The 22,038-nt window shown below is 59.3% G+C and carries 7 protein-coding genes; 3 read left to right on the forward strand and 4 right to left on the reverse strand.

What is annotated here, in order from left to right; translation table 11 throughout:
* Window positions 1–48: 48 nt before the first annotated feature.
* Window positions 49–5,100: a C25 family cysteine peptidase gene (locus tag VGL38_16030; GenBank protein ID HEY3296942.1), complete on the reverse strand. Its 5,052-nt coding sequence runs from the start codon at window positions 5,098–5,100 to the stop codon at window positions 49–51.
* Window positions 5,101–5,796: 696 nt separating this feature from the next.
* On the opposite strand from VGL38_16030, the gene VGL38_16035 reads away from it, so the two are divergent.
* Window positions 5,797–13,161, forward strand: coding sequence for a T9SS type A sorting domain-containing protein (locus VGL38_16035; protein HEY3296943.1), 7,365 nt, complete (start codon window positions 5,797–5,799; stop codon window positions 13,159–13,161).
* Between the two features lie 156 nt (window positions 13,162–13,317).
* Here the strand turns inward: VGL38_16035 and VGL38_16040 are convergent, their stop codons facing one another.
* The gene (locus tag VGL38_16040) at window positions 13,318–15,903 is read right to left on the reverse strand and encodes a prolyl oligopeptidase family serine peptidase (protein HEY3296944.1); all 2,586 of its coding nucleotides are present in this window, start codon (window positions 15,901–15,903) and stop codon (window positions 13,318–13,320) included.
* Between the two features lie 150 nt (window positions 15,904–16,053).
* On the opposite strand from VGL38_16040, the gene pepF reads away from it, so the two are divergent.
* Window positions 16,054–18,009 (forward strand): oligoendopeptidase F, encoded by a 1,956-nt coding sequence (gene pepF, locus VGL38_16045; protein ID HEY3296945.1) that lies wholly within the window; start codon window positions 16,054–16,056, stop codon window positions 18,007–18,009.
* A 162-nt stretch (window positions 18,010–18,171) separates the two neighbouring features.
* On the opposite strand, the gene VGL38_16050 is transcribed toward pepF, so the two are convergent.
* Window positions 18,172–18,717: a spore maturation protein gene (locus tag VGL38_16050; GenBank protein HEY3296946.1), complete on the reverse strand. Its 546-nt coding sequence runs from the start codon at window positions 18,715–18,717 to the stop codon at window positions 18,172–18,174.
* Entirely contained in the window at window positions 18,714–19,313 is a 600-nt protein-coding gene (locus tag VGL38_16055) for a nucleoside recognition domain-containing protein (GenBank protein ID HEY3296947.1), read from the reverse strand. Before VGL38_16055 ends, VGL38_16050 begins: the two co-directional genes overlap by 4 nt.
* Before the next feature lie 745 nt (window positions 19,314–20,058).
* On the opposite strand from VGL38_16055, the gene VGL38_16060 reads away from it, so the two are divergent.
* A complete protein-coding gene (locus tag VGL38_16060; protein ID HEY3296948.1) occupies window positions 20,059–22,038 on the forward strand; it encodes a hypothetical protein in 1,980 nt (659 codons plus the stop codon).

Below are 22,038 nucleotides of genomic sequence, written 5' to 3' on the forward strand. Positions count from 1 at the left end.
CCCCGACGGGATGAACCGCCGGGGTTTTTGTTTGCCCAATGGATGGGGTTATTTCATGAGAATCATCTTTGCCGACTGGGTGAAGTTGCCGCTTGTAAGGCGGTAGAAGTAGACACCCGAGGGCAGAGCCGAAGCGTCGAAGGAGATGTCGTAGAAGCCGGCGGGCTGTTTGGCATTGACCAGATCGGCGACCTTCTCGCCCAGCACGTTGAACACAGACAGGCGCGTCAGACCTTCGGTCTTCAGCTCATAACGGATGTTGGTGGTGGGGTTGAAGGGATTGGGATAGTTCTGGTGCAAGGCATACTGCGCGGGCATCACGGTCACGTGGGGCTGGGCGCTGTTGGGGCCACGGTAGACCGTCAGGCGCACCGGCAGGATCTGTGTGGTGTCATAAACTGCGCTGGAGATATGCAGGTCCACGCGATAGGAACCATCACGCAGCGACGCGGGATCGAAATGCACCGTGACTTCGCCGCTGCCGCCGCCGGGAACGTTCCAGGGAGCAGGCGTGGCGCTGATCCACGAAGTGTTGAAGGTCATCTCATAGATCTCGAGGTGATCGGCGCCGGACGCGCCACGCATGATAGCCGCAAAGACCATCAGTGTGCTGTTCCAGGCGGGAGTGATCGTGCAGCCGCCGGAGCGGTCGCCCGCCTGACCGGGCAGATCAAGCACCGTTTCTTTTGTGTACGGCGCGGAGGTCATCATGCGCGTCAGACGGGTTTGCGATGCGCCGTCCTGACTGAAGATGTAGAGCTTGTAGCCGTTGGCATCCAGCGCGTTCCACGCCAGACCGGTGATAGTCAACTGGCTGGTGTTGGGAACCTGATTGATAATGGCGCCGTTGCGGTCGATCTCGTAGATGTCCGAGGTGTAGTCGGCAATCCAGAAATGATGAGTCAGAGAATCGTAGGCAATGGCACGAGTCGGATTGAGCGGACTGGGAATGGTATCCTGCACCTGACCGTTCTCGTCGATGCCGTAGATCACATGGCCGTCCGAACCGTAGATCAGGTGACCGTCGGTGGCCATATCGAACCAGCCGAAGAGACTGGAGGAGGGCTGCGGGATGGTAGCGGCCAGAGCGCCGTCGAGACCGAACTTGTAGATGACACTGTGACCGATGCCGGGATCGGCGCCGGTGACATACCAGTAGTCACCCATGAATTCACAACCCCAGAGCTGGAAGTTGTTCGTCAGTTGAGTCGCCTGGATATTGCCCACCGAATCCCACGGGGTCGGATTATTGTCACCGGGGAAAAGCGTACGGATACTGTAATCCAGCGGACCGTTGCCGTTGTTGACAATATTGAACGTCATCTGAGCGGGCGAGCCGCTGATGCTGTCGACCAGCGAATCGGTGGACAACGTCATCTCGGGATGATGCACGCTGAAGTCGGCGGTAGCCGTGCTGTCGAGCTGCACCAGCACGTTGGCGACGGAGTCATTGTTAAAGCGGTGGAACGACGTATGCATACCATAGGTGCCGATGAGCACGTCGGGAATCAGGTAATGGCCAGCAGCATCCGTGGTGGCATGATAGGCATAGCCGTTGACGCCTACAGTGACGCCCGCCATAGGCAGATTGTCGGCGGCATTGCGCACGGTACCCTGAATCTGGCCGAACATCATACGCGCGTCGGTGGTAAACAGGATCGCCCGTCCGTCGGACACGGTGGCTGCGCCGGGGGAGTACGAGTTCTGATACGCGTACTGGAGGCCGACGAGATTGCCGGGCATCTGGATGCCGATGGTGCAGCCGGGAGCATCGTCACCGAACTGCGGATTGATGTTCATCACCACATGATTGTACTGCACCACGACGTTGCCGTTGCCGGTGAAGGTCGGCTGATAGGTGGTGTCGTAGAGCAGGACTTCGAAGTCAAGGTTGGGCGCGCCCTGATTGGCGGTGGCCTTCCATTGGATGATGTAGCGATGGTTAGTGGTATCGCTCTTCACCCATACGCCATGCCCCGTGCCGGTGGTTTGCAAATCGTCCCAGTAGGGGGCGATCATGGCATCGGCAGCACGCATGGCGGGAATCTGGAAGTTGCGGAAGCCGTCGTACCAGCTTTGATTGCCGAAGGCGCACCAGCCGTTGGAACAGACGGTCAGGGAATCGTAGACCCGACCGTAGAACTTGAAGCCGAAAGGCAGGCGTACGACATTCGACATGATCGGCGTGAGGTTCTGCTTATCGCCCGGATCCTGCGAGGCGGCGCTCAGCAACGTTCCTGAGCTGCTGATATCCACGTAGGCGAAGGTCGGATGAATGTCATAGGCTGCATCGGTGTTATCATACGCGTAGTAGCCGTAGGCATCGGGACCCGTGGGATCGGTCGCTTGAGCCGTGCCCACACTGACGTTGAACTGGACCGTGTCCGCAAAACCCGCTGCCGAGGTCAGAATCAGGCGCATGGGAGCCTGCAAGCCGCGGAAGGTCATCGTATTAGCGGTCAGGGTAAACGGACTGGCGGAGTTGGAATCCAAGGCACCGGCGGCAATGTCGCCGAAAGACGCCGTACCGACGTCGGCCTGGACAAACGGAGTCAATGGAGTCAGGTGGCCGGTGACGCCGAGCATCGGGACCGTACCCGTGTTGCGCACCACAACCGTCAGATTGGCCGTTGAGCCGGGATTGAGCACCGTGCTGAGATTGTGGCGCTGGTAAAGCGCCTCGCCCGCGACGCAGGTTAAGGGAATGGCACCCACCGCCAGCGGAGCCGAGGAGTTGATGGTCAGAGTCAGCAGGACCGTTTCGTGGTTCTGCATATCCGGGGCGACAACGATACGGAACGGGGTTGAGCCCAGCGTAGAATCGCCGGGGGCGATATTGGCATAGGAGGCACTGTCGGTGGAAACCGTGACCCGAGGATTATTGCTGGTCAGGACGGCCCTGATACCCGTCACCGTCACCGCATTGCCGAAATTCCGGATGTAAACCGGCAGGTCGATGGTCTCACCTGCGTTCATGACATGATCGCCGTTACCATGAGTGCCGCTGCTGTTGTCGTCATCGAGCACGACGGAACTGTACATCGGCATAGCATCCACCTGGCCGCAGGGAATCGTAAAGAGGAACGGCTTGTGGTTGCGCTTGGTGACGGTGAGGTACATATCGCCGGCGGCATTGACGTTGACCGGCAGAGTGATATGCCCCTGCTCATCGGTCATGCCCGTCGCCCACGTGGAGTCGGAGCCACGCTTCCAGAGACAGACGACCGCGTCCTGCACGGGGATGGCATCGGCGGCCCGGGTGACGGTGATGTCCACCGAACGGGCACCCACGTTGAGTGCATTGGGGTGGGTGACGTCGAGGACTTTCGGCACGTCGGTCCACATGGACAGGCTGGGATCGCCGAGCAGGTTAAACAGGCGGCTGAACTTGGCGGCAATGCCGCCGGGGTAACCTTCCGGATCCGGCCACGTGGGACCAAACGAGTAGTAGAGTTGGGCCTTGGCTCCGGCGACGGCCGTGCCAAGATGCTCAACGGTCAGATCGGTGATGTTGTAGAGCAGACCGCTGGCCAGAATAATGTTGGCTCCATTTTCGGTGCCGGACGTAGATGTTCCGATACCGCACACCGCGCCTTTGGGATTGGCAGCCGTGCCTTCGCAGAGGAAGTCTTCGGCAGGGCCGTTGATTCCGCTGCTGTTGTAGTCGCCCGCATCACAGGTTACCGTCATGCAGACGGGAAGGCGCCACGTGCTGTTCAGGCGGCTGGCGATGCTGGAGGACATGCCGCCGATCCAACTGCCGCGCCAGATGAAGAAGCTTACGCCCGCATTGAGGCGGGGAAGCACATCGCTTTCCACGACCGCATCGGTGGGGTGAGTCGCCAAATCGACGCTGTCCACGCCGGTATTGTTGATGAACTGCTGCCGGCCCCAGCGCATGGCTAACGCGTTGTCGACACAGTTGCGGCCCACACTGGCATAGAGGAAGGCTTTGTGGAACCACATGGTATCGGCCACGCCGGGGGAGCTTTCCATGTGCGGATTGCGCTCGTAGCCCATGATCTTGGCGTTGATGGTGGCCAGCGTGGCAGCGTCACCGCCGGAAAGGCGGCCTACGGCGATGTCTTCGATATCGTCGCCGGTATTGGCCCGGGCATAGTTGTGATCAAAGCTGTTATCGGTATTGTCGATGGGAATCGCCCAAGCTGCGCCGGGGTCTCCCATCAGGACCACGAATTCAAGAGGAGCATCGACCGGCGCAGCCGCATAGGCATTGCGGATGGCCGTAATAGCCGCGGCGGACGTCCAGGACGCGCGAGCATCAACGGACACCTTGAAGCCCTGGCGGGTCTTCCAGACGAACAGGCTGTCGGCGAAGGGCCGGGGGATCGCGTTGGTCGAGGTCAGAATCAACATGCTGCCGGGGCCAGTAGTCACGTCATCGAGGGCGGAGTCATCGAGATTGGGAATCATGGCGCGGTACATCGACGCCCATTCGCGGGATGGTCGATGGGGATTCAGCAGTTCGTTGACGCCGGGACGATTATTGGCGACCACATCGACGCTGAGGTTGCGGTAGATGCGGGCCTGATGGGTGACCGGATTGACCTGCACGGGGTAAAGCGTGACCGTGACCACGCGGAAGTCGCGCATGATCATGGGATCGCTCATCACCGCCACGTTCTCCGGATACCAGCCATCCTTGCTGTAGACTGCTTCATTGCGGGTGACGGTACCGAAGGCCGGTTCCTGAGGCTGGACGGGGAGAGAATTGACGTTCTCTACCAGATCATAGTCGGCATCGGAAATGACCATCTCCGCACTGCCCGTATTGGGGATGCGGTAGAAGCGAGTAACTTGCGGCACGGTGGGGCTGCCGATATCCTTGACGAAGGATTCGCCCGCGATACCGAAGGCTTGGTACGATTGATAATTCACCATCTGATCTTGCATCACCACAACCGGGGCGGCGAGGGAAATTCTCGTCAATTCCGGGGAGGTCCGCGACACATTCAGGTGCGCTTGCGACTGTGTAAAGTCACGCATCCCAAGGGACAGGTCGCTGATTTCAGACGCAAAGGTGGACGTTACTGTGAGCAGTAAGAAGGCACAAAGTAGCAGTCCGAGCAAACGGCCCATGAAATCCTCCGAGTTCGTCATTCAACTGTTGAAAAACAGGTACATTCTTTCCGACAATTGGCACCAAAGGTACGGATTGTTCGCGGGGTATGCAATACTGTGCCTGCACATAATTCACATGGTTTGCCAACCAAAACGGGCTTCCGGTCAGTCGAACTGGTCCACGCTCGGAGGTTTCAGTTGCAATAAATACAACCTGATACGGTGACGGCATCTGCGCCTGCTGAACATCGATATTTATTAAGGATTTGTTTATTAATAAAGTGCAGAGTATGACCAGGGTGTAAGTGGACAAGGTCCAGATGTTCGATGCCTCTTACAAAGCCATGCGGAGTCTATCGAATTTGCTCCGGATAGTTGAAGCGCAACAAAAGGAATCTGTCCATCATATTGCCAGATTTTGCTATGATCTGCGAGGTTGATTCGAGTGAATTCGGCCTGCTCCGGCAGGCAAAAGCGGGCATCCGCTGTGGTCCCTGAGCAGTGAAGGGACCAATGTTTTGATATACAGGATCTTGAAAAGGCAATTGATGACCAAAGAGTAGTGTTTTTGGCCGCATACAAGCCGCGACATGCCGCAATGTGAACGAAGGGGAAAAATGGCGGGAGAGAGCGGCTCTTCCTTGACTTGTACAGAAAAAGTATGTTAATTCGAGGGTACACAAACCCTTTGTGACCATATTTCAGGAGTCAGCCATGAGTAACGGGAAACGGTCCAGGCTCTGGACCACGGCATTGCTGCTGCTGCTGGCCTTAACCGCGCTGAGTGCAGCGGTCGTCAGACCATCGGATATCGCCCGGTTGAAGGCGAAGGTGGAAGCACGCGACATGCTGTCGGCGCAGGACATCAAGTTGGCTGGGCGGATCAACGCCACCACGGGAAGTTATATTAACGTCCCTTCGGCCATAGCGCGGGCTAAAGAGCACGTGGCAGGTGTGGCGGGGCATCCCCGGCGGCCACAAAATCCGCTGGATGATTATGCGGCGCGCGACACGACCTATGCCTGGGTGGACATCTCTACCTCCGGCACAGCGGTCCCCTCCTCTGACGACGGGAATACGGGACCTTATGATATCGGGTTTTCCTTTCCGTTTTACGGCAACACCTACGGTACGGTGCGGGTTTGCATGAACGGCTTTCTGACGTTCGGCGGCACGAGCATGGACTGGACGGAGACGTCTCTTCCCACCACGTGGGTGCCGAACAACGCGATTTATGCGTTCTGGGATGATCTGGATACGCGGACAACCGGCCAGGTCAAGTACTATGCGGATGCGGTCCATCAGCGGTTTATCGTAAGCTGGATTGCGGTTCCGCACCGGGACACTAACGAAGCCCATACCTTCGAAGTGATTCTCTTTCCCAACGGCAATATTCTGTTCCAGTATCAGACGGTGCCGCAAAATGTGAGCTGTACGGCGGGCATCGAAAATGCGTCCGGCACGCAGGCGTTGCAAATCTGCTATGACGGCACCGGCGAGCTGCCAGCGAACGGCCTTGCGATTCTGGTGGGCCAGCCGGATGGGATTCCGGAACGGGTGACACAGCTTACCGCGACCTACTCGGCACCCAATGTCGTGTTGACGTGGGCAGACCCGACGCACGACACCAACGGAAATCCGTTGACGCCGGACAGCATTCTGATTTACCTCGGAGGGTTGGCTCCTGAGCAACGCCTTGCCCAGATCGCTCCCGGCGTGCAGGCCTTTACACATGCAAACGCGCCGCAGGGCAGTCTCATTTACTATGTGCAGGCCAAGCATGACACGGCACACAGCGCGCCGAGCATCGTCCCGGTGCTGGCGGGCAATCCAGTCTACCATGAAGATCTGGACGTCACCGACGGGATGTGGGTGGCGGATAACGATGTCTGGCAGTGGGGAACGCCGACCAATCCCGGGGGACCCGAGCCTCACAGCGGCACGGGCGTGTGGGCGGTGGGATTGCATGACAATTACGGCACCTCGGTGTGCGGCCACCTGGATTTGGCTATCGGGTTGCCTGTGGTGGACGCTGGAGCGACTCTGGAATTCTGGTACTGGTACCAGATTGAGAGTCCGTGGGACGGGTGCAATGTGAAAGCCAGCGTAGACGGCGGCAACACCTGGCAACCGGTGACTCCGCAGGATGGTTATACCGGCACAACGAACGGCGAGTGGATGTGTGGCGGGAATGAATCGTGCTGGAGCGGTTCGCTGGATCCGGCCTGGCGCTATGCGGTTATCCCCATCGGACAGTTTATCGGTCAGACACCGATCTTCCGTTTGACCTTCGGTTCGGACGGAGTGATGGAGTATGCGGGATATTACATGGACGACGTTGTGGTGTGGGGCCTGCAGCCGGTGGTGGGGGTGACGGTTTCAGGAACGCTGACATTGGATGGCGGCAACGGCAACGTGACCCTGGCGACGGTGCGGGCGGACGGCCTGAACAGCCCTTCGGCGCACCCGAACGCGTCGGGCGCCTATACTCTGGCCAATGTGCAGACCGGCAACCGTGTGCTCTCCGCTCACTTGGCAGGGTACCAGACTATCACCTCTCCGGTGGTGGTACCTGCGGGCGGATTGACCGGCCAGAATTTGACCCTTCGCCGCGGCCCCGTGCCTGTCCCTACGGGGCTCACGGTGTCGGTCAGCAACGCCACGGGCGAAGCGACGCTGGCTTGGGACGTGTCGCCCGATCCGCTGGTGGATGACTACCGGGTGTACCGCAAGTTGCGGGAAGACACCGCGTACACGCTGGCGGGAACATATACGGGCACCGGCGGGATGGATCTTTTGACGGTGCCGGGAATTTACGATTATGTGATGACCGCGCGGGATGTTGACGTCACGCCGCCGGCATTAGAATCCGCGCACTCCGCGGCGGTACAGGTGTTGTATGGCGCACTTCCGCCACAGAGGCTGCATGCCAACGGCAACTATGACGATCACATTCGCCTGTCGTGGTTTGCGCCGGGTGTTCCGCCGGAGCAGGAAGTCTTTTACGATGACGGCACCAACGAAGTAGATGGCCTTGGCTGGTGGGGCTCGCAGCCGCCGTTCGGCTGGATTGTTTCGCACTTTGCCGGAAACGGGCCGGTTACGGTGACGCGGGTAAAGATCTATTCCACCAATTCCGCGATAGCCGGCAACAGCATTCAGATCGGGACGTTTGCCGATGACGGCATGGGACAGCCGACGCTGGAGGCGCTGGGAGTGATGGACGTTACGCAGGACGCACCGCTCGACCAGTACCAGGAATGGGTCCTCGATCCGCCGGTGACGTTCGACAACGGCTCCTTTTTTGTCGGCATCCGGCAGGTCAACACGACATCGATCAATATCGGCGCCGACATAACCTCGCCGTTCGTGAATAACGCCTTCTTTTATAACTATGATGGCCAGTTCTGGACGGCGTTCGAGCCGAACATCGAGATGATTCCCATGGAGCGCGCGGTGGTGGTCGGTGACATGGGCAACGCCGTGGAGTTGCTGCCCTCGCCGGTTTGTACGCGTGGTGCGGCGGCACTGGCTTCGACGGTGGAAAAGAGCGCGTGGCGCGGCGCGGTGGCACGGACGGCGAAGCACTCCAAGACTCCGGTGGTGATGAATCCGGCTCCGAGCGGGCGTCACCCATCGGCAAAGGCGGCGCATTATCTGGCGGAGCGGGCCATGGCACCGAATGCCACAGGGCCACGGGCACCGCACGTGAATCCGGCATCGAGTCCGCGGCGCAGGCCGGGAGCGTTGGATGACGTGGTACGCTACCACATTATTCGCGACAACGTGCTGCACGACAGCGTGGACGCCACACGGACGCTCTACGACGATGTGGTGGCGGAAGGCACGGCTCACACGTATCAGGTGTCGGCCTTCTATGATGATGGCACCGAATCGGGCCGGACCAATTCCGTAACCACGATGGCCGCCATGGCGCCGGGCGCGCCCGCTGCGCTCACTCCGGAACCGGACGGAATTCACCGCATGAGACTGACGTGGAGGGATCCGGTGGTAAACCGCGACGGGACTCCCTGCATCGACCACACGAACTGCCGCATTTACCGTGACGGAACCTTGCTGGGAACGGCAGCGCACGGTGTACAGGAATACCTCGACACGCCGCCAAGCGCGGACTCGATGTACACATGGACCGTGTCGGCCCTGGATGAAGCGGGCAATGAAGGACCGGCGGCAATCTGTATCGGGAGCGTGCTCGGGCCGTGGATGCAGACTCCTTACGAGTGGACCGACATTTCGACGATTGGCGCCAATACGGGATTAACCGGCGACGACGAGACGACCGGACCGTTTGCCCTCGGTTTTCCGTTTGAGTTCTACGGCACCGATTACAGTGACATCTATGTCTGCTCCAACGGTTTCGCCTCGTTTGACGGCGGCTCTTCCGCCGGATGGAGTATGCCGATTCCCAACCGGGAGGAACCGAATTGCGCCCTGTACCCCTATTGGGACAACCTCTATCTGCCGGCGGGCGGACAGGTGATGTATTATTCCGATGCCGCCGCGGGACGGTTTATCATCAGTTGGCTGGACGTGTCCCACCTATGGAACGGAACGCATTTCAGTTTCCAGATAGTATTGAAGGACGACGGTTCGGTCACGTACAATTACCTGAGCATTCCCGCTGAGAACCAAGGGGGTCTGGTGGGCGTGGAGAATTGCGACGGCACTGCCGCCTATCAGGTTTTTTACGAAAACACCGGCCTGTTTGTGCCGCATGATTCGAGTTCGGTTGTCTTCTGGCGCGGCGCGTCCACCTTTGCGCCGGTGACCGGCCATGTTTCACTGGATGGCGGCACGGGTTCCGTGCCTGCGGTGACCATTCGCGCGAATGGCGCGCATCATCCCTCTGTGCATCCGGCCACTAACGGCGACTTTGTGCTGGATAGCGTGCAGATCGGCGACCGCCGCATCCGGGCTTCACTGACCGGCTATGATGAGGACACGCTGAGTATCGCTCTGGACACCAACGGATACACCGGAGCCAATTTTGTCATCCTGCGTTCTCCGCCCCCCGCCCCAACGAACGTGACGGGCACGGTGCGGACGATAGCGCGCAAAGACAGTCTGCACTGGGATGTCTGTCCGGACTTGCTGGTAGACGGGTACCGGGTGTACCGCAAATTGCTGGACGGCGGAGACTGGACTGTGCGCCAGACCGTGACGGGCCGCACGCAGAACTGGATGCTCGACACGCTGGAAGCCAACGGGGTTTACCAGTATTCGGTGCGGGCCATCGACAACAATGTTCTGAACCCACCGCTCGAGTCGGGGCCATCGAATGTGGTCACCAATCCGTTCGGGCCAATTCCGCCGCAAATGCTTTCGGCGAACGGCCATTTCGACAACAGGATCCGCCTGAGTTGGATTGCGCCGGGAGTGCCGCCGGAAGTGGAAGCATTCTACGATGACGGAACGGACGATACCGGCGGACTGGGCTGGGGTTCAGCGCCGCCGTTCGGCTGGCTTGTGGCCCATTACCAAGGAGTCGGCGCGATTACCGTGACGCGGATCAAGACCTACTTCACGCAGATGGCGACGCCGGGAGCCCCGATTCAGATTGGCGTATTTGCCGACGACGGAGCGGGGCATCCGACGTTCGAGCCGCTGGGAGTCAACGATACGGTTCAGACCGACCAGACCGAGGCTTTTCAGGAGTGGTCGCTGTCCGCGCCGGTGACCTTCGATAACGGATCCTTTTATGTGGGCATCCGGCAACTCACGGATACACCGCTGTACGTGGGCGGTGACGCCACCACGCCGTTTATCAACAACACCTTCTTCTACAGTTGGGACGGGACAGTATGGAATCCCTATGAACCGGGCATCACCTACATTCCGATGCAACGCTGTTTTGTGATCGGGGACATGGGCGGCGGCCTGCGGGGCAACTATGAATTGGCTCCGGCTGTCGTGCGCCGCACAAGCGTGGCCAAAGGTTTCGGGGCTCATCCGTCAAAGGTAAGCATGGCGTTGCAGTCCGCACCGGATACCCAAGCCCTTTCCTTACGCGCCGATAGCCGCACGGACAAAAAGCAGTGGGGGCCGATGACGGTGAGCCCGCTGTTCGGGGCAGGCGGACCTACGATGCCGGCCTGGCAGATGGCAGAGCGCCTGCGCACGTGCGTGGCACCGCACGCGCCGCACGTGCTGGCGGCATCTTCCGCATCCCGTGGACGCGGAGGCCGAAGCCTTGATGATATTATCCGCTATGTGATCTTCCGGGATGATGCCCCGCGCGATTCTGTTGCACCGACGATCACACGCTACGATGACACGCCGTTGCCGGAAAACCAACCCCACAGCTATGTGGTGCGGGCCCGGTATGACGACAATGGCCTGTCCCTGCCGTCGAACACCGCGACGGCGGTCTGCGCTATGGCTCCGGCGGCTCCGACCAATCTGGCGCTGACATCGGTGGGGGAGTCGCAGATGCGACTGACGTGGACCGACCCGATGCTCAATGCCGACGGTTCGACCCTGGTTGATCTGGCCGGCATTCGCGTCTACAGGGACGACGTGCTGGTCACGCCGACGCCGATTGGTCCGGGGGTGGGGCAATTTATGAGCACGCCGCCCGATCCGGCGATTGTCTATACGTGGACGGTCAAGGCTGTGGATGAGGTGCCCAATGAAAGCGCCGGAGCCAGCGCCACCGGCTCCGTCATCAGCCCGTGGCACACCATCGAGTACCAATGGGTGGATATTTCCGCGACGGGAACGCCGATTGTAGCCTGCGATGATTGCAGCGAAGGACCGTATGATCTGGGCTTCAACTTCAGCTATTACGGACAGACCTTCACCACGGTGAACGTGACCTCCAATGGCTTTGTGCAGTTCAGCGGCATGACAAGCTGGACCAGCGGATGCCCTCCCACTCAGGGAGTTCCCGATAATGCCATCTACCTGTTTGGCGCGGATCTGAATCCCGGGCCGTCGGGACATGGCCAGGTGTTGTACTATGCAGACGCCGCCAACCAGCGATGCATCATCAGTTGGAATGATGTGCCGCGTTATATGAACAGCGGATCGTTCAGCATGCAGGTTATTCTCGATTCCCGTGGGGGCATCACCCTGAACTATCAGGCTTTGTCTGACAACTTCGGGATTGTCGGCGTGGAGAATGCGGATGGCACCGACGGCGTGTCGTTGTGGTGCCAGAGTAGCGGCGACTTCATGCCCGTCAATAATAGCTCGGTGAAGTTCTGGGGCGGACCGCAACAGGCGCTGACAGGCACGATGGGGCACCTTGGCGGAACCAACCCACCCCTCGAAGATGGCCACGTATGGGTGACAGGTTTACCGGATACGGCCTACACCGATGCCGCCGGGCATTGGATTTTGCCCGTTGATCCGGGAGTCTACACGGTGCATTTCGGGCACAGTACGCATTGTGATTCCGCCCGGGCTAACGTGGCGGTGGAAGCGAATGTCAATACAACCGTCAATGTGTTGTTGCGTTCACCCGCGGCGGCGCTCTCGGTCAGTTCACTGACGTTTGTGGTCCATCGCTTCCAGACTCAACCGCAAGCGTTCACCATCTCCAACAGCGGCGGCAATTGTCCGCTGACGTTCCAGATCGTGGACAGCGTGAATTGGCTCAGCAGCAATCCGTCCAGCGGCACGGTGAACCCGAACGGAAGCACAACGGTGACCGTGACGGCGGCCCCCGGGCAGTTGCAACCCAATGAATACGCGACCATGCTGCGGGTGTACTGCAATGCGCCGGGAAGTCCGTTCCTGATTCAGGCGGATATGAACGTGCTGTCGGTGGACCAGATCCCCGGCGCTGTACCGACAGAGTATGCGCTGCACGCCAACTATCCGAATCCCTTCAACCCGACCACTCTGCTGCCGTTTGATGTGCCACAGAACAGTCAGGTGGCCATCATCGTCTACAATGTGATGGGGCAGGAAGTGGCGACGCTGGTCAACGGCAAGTACGCCGCGGGCCGGTATCAGGTGGCATTCGATGGAGAGGGATTGCCGTCCGGGCTTTATCTGGTGAAGATGACCGCCGGAAGCTATGCGGCGATGAATAAGATGATGCTGCTGAAGTAGAAGGCTAAGGGATAAGGGCTAAGGGATAAGGGGCAAACAAGCCCTGACGCTGAATTCGCTGTGCAATTGCCCAGAAGATGATGAATGTTAAGAAAAGGGCGGCCCGGTGCGGGTCGCCCTTTTTTGTGGTGAAGACGGACACGGCGAGCCGTGTCCCTACTTTGCGGGGGCGAATTTGTCTTTGACATTATCCCAAGCGGCAGGCTCGTGTTTCAGGTATTTGTCGAACCAGGCGAGCATCATTTCGCGGTAGGTGACGTAATCGGAGAATTTGATGGCGATGGAATGGTCTTCGTCGGGGAAGCGGGCGAAGGCGACGTCGCGCCCGAGGACTTTCAGGGCGGTGAACATTTCGGCGGATTCGAGGGGCGGGACGTTGTCATCGGCCAGACCGTGGATGAGCAGCAGCGGAGTGTGGATTTTGTCGGCATGATAGAACGGTGATTTGCCGGCGAAGATGTCGGGGCGGTTCCAGGGGAAACTGTTGGGCAGGGCGATATCCCCATAGGTGAAGCCCCATGTGCCGCCGCCGAAATAGCTGGCGATGTCACTGATGCCAGCATCGGAGACCAGCGCGGCAAACATGGAGGTTTTGGTGGCGAGGTCCATGGTGATGAAGCCGCCGTAACTGCCGCCGTAGGCCGCCATTTTGGTGGAATCGATGAAGGGTTTTGCCGCGCAGAGCTTGCAAGTGCCTTCGATGATGTCGCGGGTGGCAAGGGTGCCCCAATCATTAGCGTGCAGTCCGGCGAATTTTTCACTGTAGCCCATAGCGCCGGCGGGGTTCAGTACATAGACGACGTAGCCGTTGGCGGCCCACCAGTGGTAGGTGAAAGAGAAGCGTTCATCGCGCGGATAGGTGCCACCATAGTAGTAGACGACGAGCGGCCATTTCTTGTCGGGCGAGAAATTGGGCGGGTAGTAGAGCCAGCCATCGATGGCATAGCCTAAGGAGTCGGTGAAGTTCCAGCGGTCGAAGGCCGCCATGTCCAGCGTGGGCAAAACATTCTTGGCGGGACTCGAAATGAGGCGGGGGGTGTGCTTGTTCGAATCGGACAGGTAGAGCGCAACGGGGCTCACGGGATCGGAGGCGATAAGAGCGCAGGTGCCGTCACGGGAGAGATCGAAGTCACCGATGAAGGGGAGCTTGAAAGAAATTTCGGTGAACTTGGGAGCGGCGGCGAAGGGGTCACATCTTACGAGCGGGACTCTGCCGCCCGCACGAACCTGCAGCCAGAGGGATTTCTCTTTCTCGTTGTAGAGCATGCCGCTGCGGCCTTCATCTTCGGCGACGCTGAAGTTCTCTTTGGAAGAGAGATTGACGGTTTTGCCGGTGCGGACGTCCAGACGCCAGAGCGCGCCTTCGATAAGGTCACGCGGGATGGTGTCGCCGGGCGCGACGGTGTAACGCGACGCACTGAAGACCAATTGCTCGCCACCGGGAAGCCAGGTAAGATTGAGCGGGCGGCGCTCCCAGGGGAACGGCGCAGCGAGGGTGCGGGTGGCTTTGCCGGAGGGAATGTCATAGAGCCAGAATTCGGTGCTGTAGTAGGGGCGGCCTACTTGCGAGAGACGGCGGGTGAAGAGCAGTTTGTCACCTTCGCGGGAGAGGGCGAATTCATCCACGGCAAAGTCGCCGGTGGCGGTGATCTCGTGGGTCAAGCCACTGGAGAGGGATGCCATGTAGAGCTTGCGGGTGTTGGTCCAATCGGACATGCGGTCTTCGAGCGCGGTCCAGAGACTGGGAGCGGACTCATCGGTTTTCTTGTCGGCCTCGGCGGTGTAATAGACGAATTGACCATCGGGGGAACGGACCAGCTTTTGCAGACCGACGATGTGTTTGAGGGCGGCTGTGATGTCGCCGGTGGAAAGATTCAGCACCCAAAGTGTGGTGCCGCTGTCACCATTGGCCGTGAAGCCGAGCTTATCCGAATTGGGAAAGAAGAAGGGATTGTCGGGACTCTTCAGCGGGCGGAGGCTGCGGATGAGTTTGCCGGATTTCGAATCGTAGAGTTCGATCCAGGATTCTTTGACGAGCTTCAGGTCGCGGTGAGAATGCACAATGGCGAGCCATTTGCCATCGGGAGAGATAGTGGGAGCGGAAAGGTTGTCGAAAAGAGCGTTGTCCGAGAAGTTGGAGGGGGCGCGGCGGGGATCGGTGGAAAGGGTGATGCTGTTTTCTGCGGTGGGTGTAATGTCCGCCTTGACCGACCACGAGGCCGCACGGGGGGAGCGCACGGATTTGATAAGCAGCAGGTGTTTGCCGGTGTGGAGGACGCGCTTGATGGTCATCTGCGGAGCGTCCGCTTCCTGCTGGGGTTTCTCATCTACGGGTTTGCCGTCGAGGTAAACTGCAAAGGTGGATGCTGTGCTGGCGCTGATCTTAAGCTGCACGTTTTGTGTGGTGGCGGTGGAGACCCATGCGGCAAGATAGGCTGCTTCATAATGGGGCGACGCGCCCGGAGAGCGGGCGAACTCCGCACCCAAACGCGACCATTTCAGGGTTTGGCCGGGATAGGAGGTGAATTCACTGCCTTCGCGGGGCTGGAGATTGCTCAGGTCTGTGACATCAGCGGCGAGCAGGGACTCGAATTGACCTTGCGCGGTGTCGGCAAAGACAGGGGCACGGAGTTCGAAGGGCCCGGCCAGCAGCCAATGATTGATAGTCACTTCAGGCGCTGGAGCGGCCAGCAGATTGGTGCCGAGCAGGCTGAGCAGAAGCATCAAAATTGCGACATACATGGGTGGAACATCCTATGAAACAAAAAGCAGAAAGGTGATTCTAAATCAGGGAAGAGTTGCCGGAGTGCGGGGCCTCTTGATTTCGACGCCAAAATGCACTATACTTTGTCTTCTTGTCGCGTTTACCGAACTACCATAAAAAGGATTCTCATGCATCATCGTCGCACGCGCATCATCGCGCTGACGTTCGCACTGGCGGCGGCTTCTCTTTCAGCCGGAGCGCAGGAACGCGCCGCCATGGACAAAAACTATCAGTGGAAGCCGGAGCATATTTATCCCAACGTCGCCGCGTGGGAAGCCGATATGCAGGCGATTCAGGCCGATCTCGACAAGCTGGCGGCTTTCAAGGGCAAATTTGCGGGCAAGGACGCGACGAATCCGGCGCAGAGCCTGATCGAGTACAACAAGCTCGATGAGGCGATGGAAATCAAATACGATCACGTCGGCAACTATGTATCCTACCACTTCGACGTGGACATGGGAAATTCGGAGTGGACGGGACGCGAGCAGCGGGTGGAAGATCTGGGAGTGCAGATCAATCAGCGGCTGTCGTGGTTTGAGCCTGAGATGCTGCTGATTCCGCGGGAGACGGTGATGGGCTGGGTAAGCCAGCACAAGGAGTTGGAACCGTACCGCAAGAGCTTTGATGACATGTACCTGCTGGCCAAGCACACGCTGTCGCAGGAAGAAGAAGAGATCATGGCGCTGGCGGGAAATATCACCGGGACGCCGTCGGACGTGTACAATAAGTTCACCGACGTGGACATGAACTTCGGCACGATCAAGGATGAGAAGGGCGACACGGTCCGTGTGAGCTATGAAGGCTGGGTGAGCTACCGCACGAGCAAGGACCGCGCACTGCGGGAAAAATATTTCAAAGCGGTGTGGGGCCAGTTCAAGGCCTACGAAACCACGCTGGCGGCGCTGATGACGGGCAATCTGAAGAAGGACATCTTTGCAACCAAGGCCCGCAAATATAGCAACACGCTGGAGCGCGCGCTGACGCCGACCTTTGTGCCGGTGGATGTGTATGCAAACCTGGTGAAGACCACGCGCGAGAACACTGCGCCGCTGCACAAGTACGACGAGATCCGCAAGCGGATTTTAAACGTCGATCACTACCGCCACTGGGATTACTATGTGAGCTTTTCCGAAGGCGAAGAGCAGCGGTACACGTGGGACCAGGGACTGGCCATGGTGCAGGATGCCTTGAAGCCGCTGGGCAAGCAGTACATTGCGGACATCACCACGGCACTAACGCCGAAGAACGGCTGGGTGGACGTGTATGCGAGCAAGGGCAAACGCGGCGGCGCGTATTCGAGCAGCACTTACGGCGTGCATCCCTATATGCTTTACAATTTCGATTACAAGAAGGGCTTGACGCTGGACGACGTGAGCACGGTGGCGCACGAAGTCGGGCATTCGATGCACACGCTGTATTCAGAGAAGAACCAGCCGTTCCCGAACCGGGATTATGTGATCTTCAACGCGGAAGTGGCCTCGACGACCAACGAGACACTGCTGGCGATGAAGCTGCTGGATGAAGCGCGCGCGGCCTATAAAAACGCGAAGGGCGCGGCCAAGGAAACGGCGCGCAAGCATCTGCTGTTTTTGCTGGAGCAGAATGTCAATTCGGGGCGCGACACGTTTTACCGGCAGGTGATGTTTGCCACGTGGGAATGGGAAGCGCACCAGATGGCGGAGAAGGGCGAGCCGCTGACGGCGGAGAGTTTCGACAAGCTGTACAGCGACCTGCTGAAGGAATGGCACGGTCCGGCGGCGGAATATGAAGAGCTGTCGGGTGTGTCCTGGTCCACGATTCCGCATTTCTACCGCGGCTACTATGTCTACACCTATGCAACGAGCTACGCGGCGGCGGTGGCACTGGCGCAGAATATCCGCGCGGAATATTTAGGCGACAAGTCGAAGAAGGGTTCGACGGACCGCTATCTGGCTTACTTGAAGAGCGGCAGCAGCAAGCATCCGGTGGAATTGCTGAAGGATGCCGGCGTGGACATGACGACGCCTGCGCCGATTGTAGCCTTTATCAAGTACTGGTCGGGATTGGTGGACGAGCTGGACGCATTGACAAAAGCGAAAAGCTAAAAAGCGAAAATCAAGTCCGGATGAATGTGAAGGGCGTGCCGTAAGGGTGCGCCCTTTTGTTTTCCAGAGGGCGGAGTTTGGCGGGCGGATCTTAGATCCGCCCCTCCGACCGCGTCTGACGGCGCGATGAATTGGAGATATTCCAGAGGGGAAGGGAATTCATTACCCGAACATGAGGTTGCAGATGAAGACGGCCATGGTGAGGCCGGCGAGGTCACCGAGGAGGCAGGCGAGCACAGCGTGGCGGGTGCGGTGGACGGCGACGCTGCCGAAGTAGACGGCGAGGACGTAGAAGGTGGTTTCGGTGGAGCCCATCATGGTGGAAAGGGTGTTGCCGATGAGGCTGTCGGGGCCGTAGGTTTTGAGGCCTTCGGTCATCACACCCAATGCGCCGCTGCCGGAAAGCGGTTTGATGATGGCCATGGGCAGGATTTCGGGCGGCACACCGAGGGGACGGAGAATGGGTGTGAGGCCGGCGATGATCCAGTCCATAGCGCCGGAACCACGGAAGATGCCGATGGCGACCAGAATGGCGACGAGATAAGGGATGATGCGCACGGCGACATTGAAGCCTTCCTTGGCGCCTTCGATGAAGACCTCATAGACGCGCACCTTGCGCAGGGCGCCGAAACCGAGGATCAGGACGAAGATGACAGGGATAGCCCAGCTTGAAACCTCCTGCACGACCTGTCCGAAGGAATCGTTCATGCCTTCTTCTCCTTCCGGTACGGGCCGATATTCTGAAGAATTTTGGCCGAGGTGACCGCGACAATGCTGGCGGTGGTGCAGGAGATGAGGGTGGTGCCGATGATGGAGGTGGGGTTAGCCGCTCCCGCCGAGGCGCGCAGGCCAATGACAGTGGCGGGGATCACCGTGATGGCCGTAGCATTGATGGCCATGAAGATGATCATGGCATTGCTGGCGGTTTCCTTATCGGGATTCAGGCTTTGCAGGTCCTGCATGGCCTTCAGACCGAGGGCGGTGGCGCTGTTGCCAAGGCCGAGCATGTTGGCGGCGATGTTGGAGATCATCGAGCCCATAGCAGGATGGTCGGCAGGAACATCGGGGAAGAGCCGTTTCATGATGGGACGTACCAGCCGCGAGAGGGCTTTGACCAGTCCCGCCTCTTCGGCCACGCGCATCATGCCCAGCCAGAGAGCCATGATGCCGATGAGGCCGATGGCCAGTTCCACCGCGCTTTTGGCGGCATCGAAGGTGGATTTGGTGAGCGTGTCCATTTTGCCGTTGAAGGCCGCCGCCACCACACCGAAGATCACCAGCCCTAAGAAAATCCAATTCATCATCGCGAAAGACTCCTTATGCCATCGGTAAGACCGCAGAAGGTCTTACCGTTTTGCAGATTGGTCGAAGACGGGCACGACATGGCCCTTCGGCCACCCCTCGTTCAGGGAAGACGGGCACGACATGTCGTGCCCCTACGGCGGATGCCTATCCTTCTTTATTTTTGCCCGCAGACCCCCATCTCCCCGGCCCCCCGCCTTCGTCGAGGTCTAAGGACTTTCCCCACCCCCCTTGTATTCCCCCCACTGAAGTAGGGGGAAAAGAAGGAAAAGGGGAGCAGAAGAGCCGGGCAGCATTTTGCTGTAGCCGGGCATGCACCCCCATCCCAGCCTTCCCCCACTAAAGTAGGGGAAGGAGAAAGACTATGATGCAGGCCGCGGCAACGGTTTGAGCGCGGCGAAGCGTGGGTGCGCGGCGACGCTCAGGGGCGGCGGGGTGGGTGCTCCTCCTGTGCTGCGATGGATCGAGGACCTGCGCAAGGGCTGGGAGTGCCTCAGAAAGGGTAAGCTCGGCACAAGATACTCTTCGGCAGAGAGAAATGCAATGGGAGAATTGCGGCACGGGGCTTGCCAAAACAGATCTGTAGTTCCCGTTGCCAGCAAGGAGCGGTACCGTGCAAGAGCCTGAAAACGCACACGTTTAGGTTTTCGGGGCGACGCGCGGGGATGCCGCTGTTTGGCAACACCGCACCTGTCGGTTTGAAGTCGACGACCCTTTGATGATGACATGACCATGCGAAAGCGCGAGATGAAACCACGTCTTTTTCTGCTGCTGCTCACGGAATTGTGTGCCGTGATGATGCTCCTCTGGAGCTGCGCGATCCCCAAAGTACCCAGCGCGGCCTCCTGGGATACCGAGTTCAGCCTTCCTATTTCCGCACGCGTCTACCGCCTGTCGGATGTGGCGGACGGGGACTCGGTGCTGCAGGCCGAGGGTTCCGGCATCGGGATGACCTTGCCGGATTCGGCGCTGTTCTTTACGTACACGAAGGAACTGGAGGCGATCCATCCGGGAGATCATCTGAAGCTGGACGCGATGAGCCACGAGATCGATCGGCCTTTGCAGGCGCTGCGGATTCCGGTGGATTTCACGCAGACCCATGACGCCTCTCTGGCTTCTCTGAACCCTGCGGTGGCGGCGCAGAATGGGGCCGTGAGTGATGTGCCGTCCTTCCCCTTTACGGTGCTGATGGATGCGCCGCTTAACGGCGACTTCAGTTTAGCGTGCGCCGATTCGGGGCAGCTCGATATTCATATTCACAGTTCTTTGCCTTATCCGGTGAGCGGCGCGGACATTGTCTGGATGGCGGACCGCGACACTCCCGTGCAGCTCTATTCGGGTGTGATCGAATCCGGGCGCGACACGTTCTATTCGACGCCACTACAGGGAAAGTGTCTGACCAATGCCATGTTCCTGCAGGTGAGTGGCATGGCGGCGGGAGGCTCGCAGGTGCTGATTGACTCGTCGCAGGGAGTAACCATCACCATGTCCTGCGGAGAGATTCTGGCAACAACCTACACGGGCAGGCTTCCCCGGCAGGAGACGGTTACGGACTCGCTCTATGAATTGAATCAGCAGCACGAAGTGACGCAAGGGTTGATTTCCACGGGGCATTTGACGATCTCGGCGACGAACCTGACGCCGTTTGCGGATTCGGTGCTGCTGGTGTTTCCGAACCTGGTCAGCCCTGCGGGTGATCCCGCGACGATGCTGCGGTTCATGAATCCGGGAGAGTCCATCGAAGAGGTGATGGACCTGACAGACTATGTCTTCCGTCCCAATGACGGGACGCAACAGGTGCGCAGCCGCCTGAAGAGTATCAGTCTGGCAACGGCGGACGATATTACGTATGTGGCCGGTGATCAGAAGGTCCTCGCCACGTTCAACACGGATGAGCTGCGGTTCCACCGGTTCGATGGGGTGCTGCACAATCTGCAGGCGGATATCACGCGGGACTCGACGGAGCTGGATCAGCCGCCGGAAGGCTGGGAGAATATTCATCCGGCCTCGATGGACATGCGATTGACGGTGAACAGCGCCGTGCCGACGACGGGAACTTTACAGATGTCGATGTTCTCCACGCGGGACGGGAGTGTGATCGGCTCGGCGGACCGCTCGGCGGATGTCTGGCTGGGACGGGATACCACGGTGGTGTTCAGCGGGCTGGAGGCACTGATCCCAAGGCTGCCGCAACTCATCGGCTACTCGGGGGCAATCCATCTGGAAGGGCCGGTGACGGTCTATGATACGTCAATGATTCACAGCCGGATTGAACTGACGGCGCCGCTGCAGTTCACGCTGGACAACACGCATATTCCGGGCAAAGCCAACAAGGTGGAATCCGATGGGATCGAAGACATTCAGGAACTCGGGCTGACCTTGTATTTGTGGAATGCGCTGCCGTTTTCGGGAACGCTACGGTTGATTGCGGCGGCAGATTCGAATGCCGTGCTGCACAACTCGGGCATGCCCGCCGAGACGCTGTGCGTGGTGACGCTGCCGCCGGCACAGGTGGCGCATGGCCGCGTGGTCGCCGCGGGGGATGGCACCGCCGAGGTGCAGCCGCCGGCGAGTTGCTATGATCTGTTCAAGCAGAAGGTCTTCTACATCCGTCCAGACCTGACTCTGAACGGCTCGGCGGGCGATACGCTTGCCGCTTACGGAAGTGATTATGTGAAGTTTTCAGCCACGGCCCGCGTTCGCTACCGCGTGTCCACGGAGAAATGA

This window comes from bacterium, assembly GCA_036504735.1.
Classification (GTDB): Bacteria; Electryoneota; RPQS01; order RPQS01; family RPQS01; genus DASXUQ01.

What these genes read in the sequence shown, in the direction of transcription:
- VGL38_16040 (HEY3296944.1), bottom strand. Translation starts at nt 15,903, where the DNA reads ATGTATGTCGCAATTTTGATGCTTCTGCTCAGCCTGCTCGGCACCAAT.
- VGL38_16050 (HEY3296946.1), bottom strand. Translation starts at nt 18,717, where the DNA reads ATGAACGATTCCTTCGGACAGGTCGTGCAGGAGGTTTCAAGCTGGGCT.
- pepF (HEY3296945.1), top strand. Translation starts at nt 16,054, where the DNA reads ATGCATCATCGTCGCACGCGCATCATCGCGCTGACGTTCGCACTGGCG.
- VGL38_16030 (HEY3296942.1), bottom strand. Translation starts at nt 5,100, where the DNA reads ATGGGCCGTTTGCTCGGACTGCTACTTTGTGCCTTCTTACTGCTCACA.
- VGL38_16035 (HEY3296943.1), top strand. Translation starts at nt 5,797, where the DNA reads ATGAGTAACGGGAAACGGTCCAGGCTCTGGACCACGGCATTGCTGCTG.
- VGL38_16055 (HEY3296947.1), bottom strand. Translation starts at nt 19,313, where the DNA reads ATGATGAATTGGATTTTCTTAGGGCTGGTGATCTTCGGTGTGGTGGCG.
- VGL38_16060 (HEY3296948.1), top strand. Translation starts at nt 20,059, where the DNA reads ATGAAACCACGTCTTTTTCTGCTGCTGCTCACGGAATTGTGTGCCGTG.